Here is an 11,854-nt window from a genome sequence, read left to right on the forward strand (position 1 = left end):
TATTTCTCCTTTCATTCTCTAATACTTTGTCACTTGACGCATACATTCGATAACCCATAAAATAACACCGCCCATAATCGTAATAAAAATGTACTTTAATAACTTCATACAATCCCTCCAATCTATCGGTTAATGACTTCTTCTGTCGCAAGTGCTTGTTGCATCAATAATTGTTGGTGACGCTTAGTTAACTTTGCCTGGTCTAACATATCTTTAATCACAGTCGTTTGATTGATTTCATCGAGCTTCGTTGCTAATTTCCAAGTAGGAGCCACTTGTCGAGCCAACCATCTAAGTGTTTTATCAAATGTGTACGGTTCAGGTTTTGTTGTTAAAGTAATTTTTCTACTTACACCTAAATCCAGAAATCGTTTCCATTCTTTATTGATTTTCCAATGACTACGACGCTTTTTCTCATCCTTATCGACAAAACGAATATATCGGTTAATGATGGAAAACGCTGTTCGTCCAGCGTCTTCATAGGTCATTAAATCAACAATCGCGTGATACGCACGATCATTTTTTAAGCGTATTTCAAAGCGATTTTTCACTTTTGTATCTTCTAGTGATGCTCCATGCTTTACGTATTGTTCGTAATCCTTCTCGTAAGCACAGAAATATACGTCACTTTTTAACGAGCCAATATATAACGTATTTCCCATATCAGGCTTTTCTCGATTCTGTACAAGTTCACCCGAACGATAGCTTTTAAAGCTACGGAAAACAGAGATACATTCTTCCTTACGACATTTGTGTGTGAGAAACGGAATATCTAAGATGCTTGCCCTGTCATTGATCGCAAGGTCAATGCGTTTAAATACGCCACCAACACGAAATACGTCCATAAAAAAATCAAACCATGTTCGCTGTTGGGCTAGTAGAAAATTTTCAAATTGGCGACAACCTTTTCCTTTCAGTTCCAGTAAACAACCTTTATCTTCATCAGGTGAAACCATGACGACAATATCTCCAAACACATATTGTTCCATGTACGAGTAAAATGCGTAATCCTCATGCATCATATATTCCATTTTAAGTTTCAAAATTTCTTTAATGACAGGCTTCGGATTGGTCGTTATAAAACGAATCCGTACATAGTCAAACAAAATTTCCAAAGGTGCATCTGGATTAAATTGTTCTAAAACATTGAATAGAGCATTTTTTAATGTTGGAGTCGGAGTTACTTTTCCTGTTTCGATTTCACTGATATATTGTCTAGAAATCCCTACATGTACAGCCAATTTATTTTGTGATACGCCATATTCCACTCGTCTTTCCTTTAAACGTTGATACCAAGGCACTTGATTCATGTGCATTCCTCCAAACTAAAAAAAGATGTCAACTTTTTCGTTTGAGTTGACATCTTTGTGATATCCTTTAAACTATTGTGCCTACAGGTGTTAAGGCATTTCTCGGACAGTTTCCTATTGCTTTTCTACCCCCCTGTTAGAAACGGGGGGTTAAGGCGTGGCTGTCGCCACGCAGGCTTCGCCCAGCACGTCGGCTTTCGCTTCGCACGCCGCCGCACTGGGCAGCCTTTATGGAGCTAGTTTTTCTATCTCTTTTAAAAAGTCATGATCCTTTGGCACAAGTGGTGTGTAAAATTCAGTTATGACATTATCCCCTTTATCGACATAGCCACGTCCTTTGATCTGTTTTAAGAAAAATTGTTTTTGCACGTCGCTTCCAAACATCATGCCATATCCTAGTTCAGACATCCTTCCTAAAGCAACCCGAAAATTAAATTGATCTCGAATTCCATCGCCTAAATATTTTGCATCTGGCCGCTGACAGGCAAGAATTAAAAAGAAGCCTGCTTGCCGTCCCAACATAACAATCTGTTTTAATTTTGTTAATACGGCAGTACTTTCCTTAGAAGCAAGCATTTCCATAAATGCTACATATTCATCAAAAATTAAAAAGTGGGGAGATAAGCCTAAATACGCATAGTTTTCTCCTGTTTTATAATTAGGCATCTGTTTCATTTCTTCACTGCGAGCCATCATAGATTCATAAAACTCATCGATACAGGTTATCATGTCTTCCTTTTTGTAGTACACATCAGGCATAACGGTAGCTTAGTCCGCTAAATCAGCATTTTTTGGATCTAAAACATACAATTTTGCATCTGTTTTGAGCAGCGCTTCAATCAAGGTTAAAATAAAGTACGTCTTTCCGCCACCTGTTCCACCAGCAATCAACATATGTGGCAACTTATCATATTCCCAATAGAGGAATTTCATCAGTTTTAAGCTGCCATTTTGTACAGTAACTTCCTCAATCGAAATACGATTTGCAATCATATCATAAAAAAGGACATACTCTACATAAGAGTCATGTAATTCTTTTGATACCAATTCACAATACAGCCCACTTTCTAACTTGTTTTCAAGGTTCAGCAATTGATCTTGATATTTTCCGAGTGTGATTTCTACTTGAATACGAATCATCCCTTTTTCAAGGCGATAGTATTTTTAGGAAAATAACTGATTTTCTCTTTTGTTTTTCCATTTGGTATATCTTCAAAAAAACTATTGGATTGCACTTGTTTCATTTCATACCATCCGTTTTCCAAAATCATTTTTGCGAGCTTTTGACGATGAATGACTTGTTTGATCTTGTCATACCGATAGTGATAATAAGCAAAAGCACAACAAGCTACCAGCCCTAGACTAATTATTAGTGAAACTAATCCATACGCACCCATAAAGTGTGCTTGAAAGTCATCCAATTGCCATGTGGTCGAGAGTAAAAAGGATAGATGAAAAGGGAGAAAGAAAACGAGCCATACACTAACCAGCCCAAAGAATATAAATTGAAAGACGAGGGAACCATCTTTTTCTTTAATGCGTTTCCCTCGCCTTCGGAAGGTCTTCATTATTTATCCTTTGTTGGCGAAGCTTTTGAAGTGTTACTACCCGTTGTTCCTGTTTTTCCCCTTAAAACCAAATCATCTGCCTTCACATACCAATCGACATCAGCGCCACGAAAAGTCGCATTTGCAACGGTATCTGCGACAGGATTAATCAGTTCGACTTCCGCATTATAATCAAATTCCTTTAAAGGAACGGAAGCAGGTATGCTTACTTGAATCATGCGTCCTTGTTCACGAGACTTTAAATCATATGTGCGTTCCTTGACTTCAGAAGATACGGTACCATCTTCATTTTGAAGAAACACCTCTCGACGTAAGGCCGAAAATTTTAATAAACCAAATGTCTTTTCTTTATCAATCACGATTCCTTGTGCTAATCTCATCTTATTTTCCTCCTTATGCTTTGACCATATCGTCAGCATGTAAAATATAACTTGTGAAACCACGATCACCAATTTTATAACCTTCTGCGGTAATGCGAGGATTGATCAGTTTCACTTTTTCCTCATGTTCAAAAAACTTTTCTCCAGCATCTTGGGGGAGAATCACTTCAATATCATCTGCCCGTTGAATATCAGAATACAGATTGTAGCTTCGAGAAAGGGTGGTCATACGGCCATTAATTCGTCTCTGTTCAACTTTACCTTCACCAGCATATTCTAAATTTCCAAACGTTTTTTCCATGTTTGGAATGACATATTTTAATTCCATGATATAGCCCTCTTTTCTTGTTTTAATTTTTGATTATCTATTCAAATGGAAAGCAAGAGCAGAAGGGAGGGGAACGAGAATAATACATCTTCATGAATGAATCACTCCTATGCTTCTTGTAGTCGATAATCTACACGTCCATAAATGACACACCAAAATATAATCATCGTTTCTCCATTCTCATCACGTATCAACTTCCCACAAGGAAAGAATGGAAAATCTTCTATTTCAATTTCATTGATTACAAATGATCCTCAATCCATTCCATCACTTTTATTTCATTTTCTTCCAAAGAAATCACACTCCCCCTTGATTGAGACAATAAAAAAAGCATGACAGGTAGAATTTGTCATACCTTTGTTTGTTTATTTATAAAACTTCTGTAATACCAGCCATAATATATGCCGCACATGGTACCGCAATCGCATTTCCAATTGCTTTGTATCTAGCATAATCACTTATCGCTTCGTCTTTATACCCAAGAGATGTCCATCCCTCTGGTAATCCCATCAAACGTTCACATTCCAATGGAGTAAGTTGACGAATAAACCCTTCTTTTTCTTCTCCTTCGTACCAAAATGAAAAATAGTTTACGGAACCTGCGAGCAAAGTGGGAAAAGGGTCATTTGTCCGTCCAAAACTTGCATGGAAGCCTGTTTTATTTTTGTCTTTTGCGGTGCTTCGCATACGTCTTTCTTGAAAGGGTCGGACAACGGGTATTTTCCCCCTTGTTTTTGGAGCAAATATTCGACCAGTGCTGGTGGAGGACAGCCTGTCCTCTTCGCAAGACGTAAGAACCGATTGCAGATGGCGGGTTTTAAATAATATTTCTCTGGCACGTGTTCCTCCAAAATCTGCCACGAGGAAGATACGTCTTCTTCTTTGAGCGAGCGTGGGCTTTCCCCAATATCGGGCATCCAACACGCGCCAGCACAACTCAACATCCTTCCCTCGGACCATTCCGGCATTTGCCCAGACTCCAGAAGCAGGCATTGGAATATCGGTTTTTGTGAACGACTCCAGTACGGCTTTAAAATCCAGCCTGTTATTTGATAAAAAAGCTCCCATGACGTTTTCCCAAACAGCGATAACTGGATATGTTCCATTCGTTGCACACCTCATTTCCTCAATAATTCGTATAGCGTGATAAAACAAACTAGATTGACTTCCTGTAAGACCTTCTCGATTTCCGATATTGGATAAGTTCTGACAGGGTGAACCAAAGGTAATGATATGAACAGGTGGAATTTCTCTACCATCTATCTTTGTAATATCTCCGAGATGGAGCATGTTAGGGAAATGCCGTTTTGTAATAGAAATAGGTGCTTTCTCTACTTCACTTGCCCATATAGGAATAATTCCATAACGAGATGCAGCTAATGGAAAAACACCGATACCATCAAATAAACTTCCTAAAGTTAGTTCAATCATGTTTCACCTTCTATTCTCCATTTGCATGTATTTGGCAATTAAAAAATGTACCAAATGGCATTTAAATATGCATGCCACTTGTCACTTCAAATTATTGATGCAATAAAGACTCTTTATAACGAAAACTATCTCCTTTAAAAACAAGTAAATGAGAATGGTGAATCAGGCGGTCAATGACAGCTTCTGTTAGAATCGGGTCGCCAAAAACATGATTCCATTGACCGAATTGAAGATTGGTTGTAATCACTATACTTCGGTTTTCATAACACATAGAAATCACTTGAAATAAAAGCTCTGCTCCTTCTTTGTTTAACGGAATATAGCCGAGCTCATCAAGTATTAAAAGGTCTAGCTTTTCGATTTGTTTCATCAGCTTTGGTAGAGTGTTTTTCTGGTTTGCTTCAATTAGTTTATTAACCAAGCCTGCCACTGTATAGAACTTTACCTGGCTGCCAAATCTATGTATGGCATTTAAGGATAGTAATGTTGCCAAATAAGTCTTTCCTGTACCGACACCACCGTATAAAATAAGGTTTTCCCTCTCCTTAATAAAGTCACCATTAATGACAGCTGTACGTTCAATTCCTTGTGGAATTTGTATATGTTCCCATTGGAAAGGAGTAGAACCTGTCTTCGGTAGCTGAGCTTGACTTAGTAATAAATTAACTTTTCTTTCTTCTCGATTTTGGACTTCCTTTTCAAAAAGCTTTAATAGGTACTCTTCATTTGTTTCTGCTTCTATTTGATTAAAATTCTCTCTAATCCAACTTAACTTTAGTCGCTTTGCGTAGGCTTGTATTTGCTCGTTCATTCACTCGTACCCCCTTGAAAGAAAGCATCGTAATGAGAAAGCCCACGAGTTGCGCTAGGTACTGTTGGAACATTAAGACGAGGAGTAATCGCCTCATAAGATGTACCTTGATTTAGTAGAGAATAGAAACAATGCTTGATTTGATCCGCACTAGGATGACCATGTGAAGAAGCTAACTCTAATGCCTCATTCAATAAAGTAAAATCATCATTTTTTAAGAGCGTAGCTAAAAGACGTAAAACTTCTTTCTGCTCTTCTTCTGTACAATCTCTTAAAAAGTTGGACCATTCAAGGGGAAATTGGTCATATAAACTAGAATATTTAATTGCCTTTGGACGTTTTGATAGTAAGTGTAAATATGGTTGCCAGTTCATCGACCTTCTTTTTACTCCATATAAACGAGAATGCTTTACAATAACCTGACGTTCTTCGTTCAATACAATAATAGAGTTATAGGTTACACAAATATTTATGCGCTGCTTGGCAAATCTAGGCGACGTTGAATATTCCTTGTTATCGATGTTTATAATCCCGTATTTATCTGCCTTCACTTCCTGATAACGCACACATTCAAACTTCTTCTCAGGAAGGATAAGCCATTCCTTTTTGTCTTCCTTATATAACTCTGATTGAAGCGTTTCTTTTAAGTAGTGTGGACGATTTCGGTCTTCCTCTGCGCATTGCCAAAGTGTTTCATTAAATTGGTCGAGATCCACTATGGTGCACTCGGGTAATAAGAAGTTATTTCGAACATATTTCACCATTGCTTCAACGTGTCCTTTTTCATTCCCCTTCCCAGGATTACAAAATTCGTAACTGAACCCATAGTGTAAGACAAAACGTTCAAATGTATCAGTGAGTTCACGTTCACCCTTACCTTTTATCTTTTTCACAGCGGGGGATAAGTTATCGAATCGTATCGTTGTCGGCACACCACCCATATAGTGAAACATACGTTGTAGACCCTCTAGTAAACACTCAGTGTTTTCCGAAGGAAATACCTGAAACAGGAATGAATTACTGTACGGAAATGACATCACTAAATACGGTAGGTCTATTATCTCTGATTCATATAAGAAGGGTGCTGTACCAAAATCAACTTGTGCTGTTCCTGGTATGGATTCAAGAGGTAATGAAGCTCCTTCTATATATTCTTTTAGCTCTTTCTTCCTTCTTGAAACATAGTCACGAACTGTACGTGCAGAACCTTCGAAGCTATGAAACTTAACTAACTGCTCGTACATTCTTTTGGCAGTTCTATGATTCTTCTTTTTCTTTTTTAAGTCTTCTCGAATCCACTTATCTAAAATAGGCTTCACTGGATCCATCACTCTAGAGCTTCTTTTCTGTGGTTTTTTTACTGGAAACTCTTCTTGATTCGCATACTTAGAAACTGTACGAGGATCCAGCTCCATCTTTCTTGCCACACTGGAATAAGTTCCACCTTTTTGATTCACTTCATGTCTGATATAATCAATTTGTGCCACTGCTAACATCTCCTAATAGCCTCCTGTTAAACGTTGTTGGTCCAACGAGGAGTTTAAAGTTATTTTGAGAAGTTGACAAGTGGCTTTTTTAATTTGTGTAGGGCCCTCCGGGCCCTACACAAATTAACTGCCATTCCCTACATATTTAGTTTGCCATAAACAATTTGCATGCATAAAAAAAAGACACTCATTTTAATTGAACGTCTAAATACAATAGGTTTTATTAAGTTAAAAATTATTATTATATTTTATTTATAAAAATTTCAAACATGGTGATACTCTTAAAGTTAATCTACATAAGAACCTTTTAAAAAATAAATAGCTAACATCAATTTTTTCATGAATTACTAATGTTAAAAACTTATTATACAAAACAGAAACTCACAAATAGATATTTTAACACTAATATTGTGATCTTCATCAAAATAAACAAGATAACGATAGATTCCCTTTTGAACATCTATCCAATTCAAATAGATGCTTGATTCACCATTTTGAAAATTCAATCCCGATTCGATGCGATTAAAAACCCTTGATCCTACTTCTGGCATAATATCTACAGACGGAATCATGTTAAAGCTTTCTATTTGTTTTGCATTTAAATTAAATTTCCAATCATACCACAAAGTAGTTACTCCATCGACATCAACATAATCAAACTCAAACCCTGCATGACCTTTAGCTAATTTAATAATAATATTTTGAAATTTATCTTTATCAAACGAATAATAAATTTCCTGTTCTACTGTATTAATTTGTGAATCCAATAACTCTTTTAATTTTCTATCTCGTTTTAATGCTTTATCTATTTTCTCATTGAAAAATCTTGGGTCTAACTTTCTTCTGAATACATTAATATAGGATGCTACATAAGATTCATCAAAAGAAAATCCATTATTACATGGTTCACAAGCCGATATTGTAGGCAAATTATCTGGATAAGGTTCAATCATGAATGCTTTCGATGGAACATGATCTCTTGTTTCAGCAACATCTCCGCAATAAATACAATAATTTTCATCATTTTTATTCCATTCTGTAAACTTTCCTACTCTTCTATCCCCACCCAAACGTTTAAATTGTTGCATATTTTTCATCTCCCATGTTTTACTAATCTTAAGCATACTACCTTAACAATATCTCATGCTCTTTTTCGTTTCCTTTGACTAGATTCAGCAATATCTGTTGATTTTAATCGTTTTAATTATCGTCAAAATAGTATCGAACAAATGTTTTAACTTCAAATACTCTTGGGGAGTAGCCGTCGATAAAGCTATATCAATTAACTCATCTTTCTGAATACAGGAGTTTTTGAATCAGGTGGAATAACAGGTGGATTAACTTTTATACTAAGTGGCATAGAAAAATCTACACCTGTTAGAATAGCTTCACCTTCACCTAAAACTGGTAAAAAGTCTAGTATTGCAGCATTAGCGGATGAACACGCTTGTCTTACTGCTTCTTTGTCGTTGTAATTTATTAATCTATGAACTAAAAATGTTCCCATTTGACTTAAAGTTCCTAAAGGTATATCCCTTGGCATTTGTGTAGCTAGGCAGAGAAATAAGCCATATTTCCGACTCTCTTTTGCAATTTGATCAAATGCAGAGAGATTCTTAGTATCAAAATAGTCATCAACAATACTATTATTAAGAAATTGATGTGCTTCATCAATAAATAAAACAATAGGATCTTCCTTAAAAACCTTATCTCTAGCTTTGTTAAGTAAATATTTTCCTATTGCATTTGCTACAATTTCTCTAGCCTGAAATTCAAATCCAATATTTTCAAACCCTATTCTTAACAAAGTACTATCACTTGAAATAAATGAATTGATTCTATCAGTTAAGCTATCAGATGTTAATGAGTTATCAAAATTGAATATAGAATTAAATAAATCTGTCTTCATTAAGTTACCAATTCTAGTAATCATACTTAAACAATATCCAAAATCCTGTTCATTAATACGACCAAACAATTCCTTATTTTCCCAATCATTAGCCCAAATACATTCTTCACGAATTTGATGTTCTAATTTACTTATATCAAAATCAAGATATCCTGTTTCAATTTCTTTATATTTTAAATACACAAACCTCTCGAAATTCTTTATGTTTTTTCCACTTTTTATTAATAGGTCAGTATTAACAAATTCCTTTATATAATCATTATACTGATCTTCTTGATTTTCTTTATAAACTCTAACACATTTTAATGATCGTATTGCTTCTAATAATTTAGGTGCTTGAGTTTTTTCAGAAGGTTTAATCAAAAAAAATAAATCCTCAATCGTGAGATTTTTATATGAAAAATGTATGTCTTCCCCTAATATTAATGATTCAACAGTATCCAACTCAGATAAAGTAGAGTACTCACCAGTAGGATCTAATAATATTGCTTTCGTTCTGTTTTTAGAAATACCTTCAAGTAATTTAGATATAGTCCAACTTTTACCTCCACCAGTTGTTCCAACAACGGCACAGTGTCTACTAAACACTGATTGTTGAGAGACAACTACTTTCGTATCTTTATTGGAAGTCAGGCGTCCTAAATCTAAAAATAAAGTTTTATCAGATTTTTCTTTTTCTCCAAATCTCAAAACATATTTTTGAATGAATGAACTTGAACATACATAAACTTTTGAACCTATGCTCGGAAATGTATTGAAGGAATTATTAGCTTTATTACTTTCAAAGTAATCGAAAGACAATAATATTTCTATTTTTGCAGTTGGATGAAGATCTGAACTTCTAAAAGATTTATCACTAAGTGCTAATCGTTCTTTTTCCGGTAAATCAATTTCAGAGATTTTCCCAATAAAACCATGATTTTCTCCTTCTATTGTTACAAAGTTACCAACTAATCCCCCATTAAATTCTTCACCAGAAAAGAATGTTTTGCTCAATAAAGTTGAAGAAGGAAAATGTACTTTTACATATTGGGGATTTACATGATTAATATATCCAAGAAAATATTTGTTATCAAACGGATTACTATTAGTCAATTCCAATTCTCCTTTCTTCCGAGAGGTCATAAACATCAGATAATGGATAGTATTTTACAAAACTCTCAAATGTTTCATTAATTAAATTAATGTTTCCTGACTTTTCAGCTTTTTCTTTGAAGAATTTATACTGATCTTTTTCTTCATGAACATCAGGTGAGACAATAAGCATTGTAATACTTAAATTCACATTCAAAGCTTCTTTAATCATTGCTGTAATGTGGGCATCACCAAAACTAAATCCTATTATGATTAGTAGGGTATTCTTGCTTCTCGTTTCCTGTTGAAACCTTGACATCATTTCAAAAAAAGGTTGTCTATAGGAAGACTCATACTTAGTTGAACTAGGATAAATCATTAATGGTTTTTTAGTGTTATTTGTTTTGAATATCTTTCCATTACTCTCTTCCCAATCAATTGAGCCATGTGGCTTGTATAAATGAATAACATTAGAAACAAAATTTTCTTCAGATAATAATTTATGACTTGCACGTGAAACGATGTCATAATCAAAATATGCTCCATTAAACTGTCTTGGTGAACTAAATGAAAAACCATCTATAATAATATACCCCCTGTCGGAAGCGGCTTGTTCAAAAAGGGTGTCATAATTTAAAGTGAAAATTTTAGTTCTAGAATACTTTGTTTTTCGAGAGGTAAGTTTTTTTATAAATTCATGATGCGGTGCATTTTCAGGAATAATAATATGACAATTATTACGAATAATACTTTTTATTTCATTAATTGTAGAAGTAATTTTATTATCAGACGTAGAAATTTTTTGGTATAAATCGGCATGTGAAATAAAATCCTCTAAATTAGTATTTTCCTCGGACACATCTAAAAAGTTTATTTGATAAGCAAATTCTTTTATCTTCTGATAAGAAAGCGCTTCTTTCACTTCATTCCATAATCCAGTCATTAATTTGCCTTGATTAGTTTTACCAATATTATATGAGCTACCTGCACCTGTCAAAACAACTATATTTTCATATTGTTTAGCTAAAATATTTTGATAAGTATTACGCATTAATCTATTTGCGCAGTCTTCATTGCTTTCGTTCTCTTCTTTATCTTCTTCAGATAATATCTTACCATCTACATATACACCTTTTTCATCATAAGCGATTGTATTTACATTGGAAAAAAAGATTTTTTTCAATATTGTTCCTCCTAGAAGACTAATAGTCTATAGTAATTATATCACTCTTACAATAGGAGTACTAAATATTCCCATCAACATATCACATAGTCATAATTTATATGTGAAACATTTTAATCTTAAACTTTTTATATTATAAGTGGTATTGTAAACGAATTTTTAACCATTCTATTCTAGGTTAACAAATAATTTCGTTATATTTAATAACCAAGTTAAAAATCTAAGCTGATAAACATCCCATTGATTTTTTAACAAGTAAACGGCGACTGTAAATTTTCTTATCCTACAATCACCGTTAAAAGAGCTACTATTAAATATGAACTATCAAATAATAGTTTTATACTTTTTCTATTGTGTTCCCACACCCCAGATC

9 protein-coding genes and 1 pseudogene are annotated in these 11,854 nt (G+C 34.5%); all 10 read right to left on the minus strand.

Translation table 11 applies throughout. From position 1 onward, the window contains the following. Positions 1–122: 122 nt before the first annotated feature. The 10 genes and pseudogenes from mobT to AB4Y30_RS15170 all read right to left on the minus strand — a co-directional run bounded on the left by mobT (position 123) and on the right by AB4Y30_RS15170 (position 11,481). The gene (gene mobT, locus AB4Y30_RS15125; protein ID WP_368653031.1) at positions 123–1,310 is read right to left on the minus strand and encodes a MobT family relaxase; all 1,188 of its coding nucleotides are present in this window, start codon (positions 1,308–1,310) and stop codon (positions 123–125) included. A 228-nt stretch (positions 1,311–1,538) separates the two neighbouring features. After that, positions 1,539–2,878: pseudogene (locus AB4Y30_RS15130) on the minus strand (FtsK/SpoIIIE domain-containing protein). Further along, positions 2,878–3,258 (minus strand): YdcP family protein, encoded by a 381-nt coding sequence (locus AB4Y30_RS15135; RefSeq protein WP_368653032.1) that lies wholly within the window; start codon positions 3,256–3,258, stop codon positions 2,878–2,880. Before AB4Y30_RS15135 ends, AB4Y30_RS15130 begins: the two are co-directional and overlap by 1 nt. A 13-nt stretch (positions 3,259–3,271) precedes the next feature. After that, positions 3,272–3,586 (minus strand): YdcP family protein, encoded by a 315-nt coding sequence (locus AB4Y30_RS15140; protein WP_368653033.1) that lies wholly within the window; start codon positions 3,584–3,586, stop codon positions 3,272–3,274. Positions 3,587–3,955: 369 nt separating this feature from the next. After that, positions 3,956–5,017 carry a DNA cytosine methyltransferase gene (locus tag AB4Y30_RS15145; protein ID WP_368653034.1) on the minus strand — a complete coding sequence of 354 codons (1,062 nt, stop codon included), beginning with the start codon at positions 5,015–5,017 and terminating at the stop codon, positions 3,956–3,958. Between the two features lie 91 nt (positions 5,018–5,108). Beyond that, positions 5,109–5,828 carry an IS21-like element helper ATPase IstB gene (istB, locus tag AB4Y30_RS15150; RefSeq protein ID WP_003320558.1) on the minus strand — a complete coding sequence of 240 codons (720 nt, stop codon included), beginning with the start codon at positions 5,826–5,828 and terminating at the stop codon, positions 5,109–5,111. After that, entirely contained in the window at positions 5,825–7,324 is a 1,500-nt protein-coding gene (gene istA / locus AB4Y30_RS15155; RefSeq protein WP_368652493.1) for an IS21 family transposase, read from the minus strand. The genes istB and istA overlap by 4 nt, the downstream gene beginning before the upstream one ends. Positions 7,325–7,668: 344 nt before the next feature. Continuing rightward, the gene (locus tag AB4Y30_RS15160; RefSeq protein WP_368653035.1) at positions 7,669–8,403 is read right to left on the minus strand and encodes a hypothetical protein; all 735 of its coding nucleotides are present in this window, start codon (positions 8,401–8,403) and stop codon (positions 7,669–7,671) included. A gap of 194 nt (positions 8,404–8,597) precedes the next feature. Next, complete coding sequence (locus AB4Y30_RS15165) at positions 8,598–10,319, minus strand: ATP-binding protein (protein ID WP_368653036.1); 1,722 nt, start codon at positions 10,317–10,319, stop codon at positions 8,598–8,600. Then, the gene (locus tag AB4Y30_RS15170; RefSeq protein ID WP_368653037.1) at positions 10,312–11,481 is read right to left on the minus strand and encodes an SIR2 family protein; all 1,170 of its coding nucleotides are present in this window, start codon (positions 11,479–11,481) and stop codon (positions 10,312–10,314) included. Before AB4Y30_RS15170 ends, AB4Y30_RS15165 begins: the two co-directional genes overlap by 8 nt. Positions 11,482–11,854: the final 373 nt, after the last annotated feature.

This window comes from Ornithinibacillus sp. 4-3 (assembly GCF_040958695.1).
GTDB lineage: Bacteria > Bacillota > Bacilli > Bacillales > Amphibacillaceae > CALAMD01.